Source organism: Corallococcus sp. AS-1-12, assembly GCF_020036995.1.
In the GTDB taxonomy this organism is placed as follows: Bacteria; Myxococcota; Myxococcia; order Myxococcales; family Myxococcaceae; genus Corallococcus.
This window is the reverse complement of the sequence record NZ_JAIQDD010000091.1, coordinates 1-1,389: the sequence shown is the minus strand read 5'-3', so window position 1 is coordinate 1,389 and position 1,389 is coordinate 1. Positions and strand designations below refer to the sequence as shown.

At 71.6% G+C, this 1,389-nt stretch carries 1 protein-coding gene; it reads left to right on the top strand.

Annotation, left to right across the window (positions count from 1 at the left end):
- On the top strand, positions 1–1,017 hold a 1,017-nt coding region (locus K8556_RS38810; RefSeq protein WP_223745174.1), incomplete at its 5' end, for a hypothetical protein.
- Positions 1,018–1,389: the final 372 nt, after the last annotated feature.

Here is a 1,389-nt window from a genome sequence, read left to right as displayed (position 1 = left end):
GACAGCGTCTCGGACTTCGGGCAGGTGGTGCGCGCCCTCAAGCTGGGCTCGGACAACGCGCCCGTGGGCGTCTGGTTCGGCGCGCTGGAGGGCTACAGCCTGCTGTCCGCGCACCTTGTGCGGCGCTACGGCGGGCGCCTCAACCCGGACTACCACCCGGCGGGCGGCTTCCTCACCGGCACGCTGGGCCCCCTCTACACGGAGGCCTTCGTCTCGGACGTGCTGGGCGCGCGGCTCATGGGCGCCGAGTTCTCCCTGGACGTGGAGCACGTCTTCTTCGGCCCACCTCGCGAGAAGGCGCGTTACACGCTGGCACTGTCGGCGGTACACGACTGGGGCCGCGCCGGAGGCCGGACGCCCTCGGTGACGCTGGCGCACCTGGATGCCATGGCCGTGGTGGTCGTGCGGCCCACGTACGAAGTGCACGTCCAGGCGGGCTGGGGTGGCCAGCCGGGTGAAGGCGGTGCCTGGGGCGCGGTGGTGGGCGCGGGCGTGGACGCGAGGACGCCCACGCTGCGTCTGCTGCTGCGTCTGGAGGGGCGTCGGCAGCACGGCGGCTTCCGTCAGGGCTTCTTCGGTCCGGACTATGAGCTGGCGCGCTTCAAGGCCGCGGGGCCGGAAGGCGTGGCGCTGGCGGAGGCGTCCTTTCCGGACGGGTACTCAGCCCATGGCGAGGCGGAGGTCGGCTGGGATGCGGTCCGCTACTGGGGCATCCACAAGCACCTGAAGCTGTCGCTGGGGGTGGAGGCCTTCAACTGGGGCCGCTTCGACGTGGACGGCCGCGTGGTGGTGCAGCTCTTTGAGCGCTCCGTGGAAGTCGCCTTGAAGGGGCTCGCGGTGGGGGCGGGACAACCTGGAGCGCGCTACCTGGGCGGGGCGGAGCTGCGCTGGCGTTTGTTGGGCGGGAAGCTCTACGCCATGGGCACGGCGGGCACGCTGCTGTTTCCCGAGGGAGTGGGCACGCTGCGGCCAGGTGCCTTCGCCTCGCTGGGCCTGGGGGTGGACAATGCGCGTTGACGCCCTGCTGCTGGCTCTCGCCATGTTGGCGACGGGTTGCGTTTCGGTGTCGCCCACGCCTCGTCGAGGCCTGAGCCTGAGCTACACGCAGCCCTCAGCCCCAGCGCCAGCGAGGGCTCAATCGCCGCGCGAGGAGGTGCCGCCCACTCGGACCTCTCCGCGAACCTCCCTTGCGACTTCAGGGGAGCGGATGGCGCGCCACCGGCAGCTCCGGGAGGACACGTCGGGCGAGGACTCGCGAGCAATGGCTGGGGCCGTGGGTGGCAGCCTCGCTCCCCATGACGCGAAGGAAGACGCCTGGGAGAAGCTGCTGACGGACGCGGGGCTGGATGCGTGGGACGAACGCCCCGTAGGAGGCGTGCTGACGCCCGC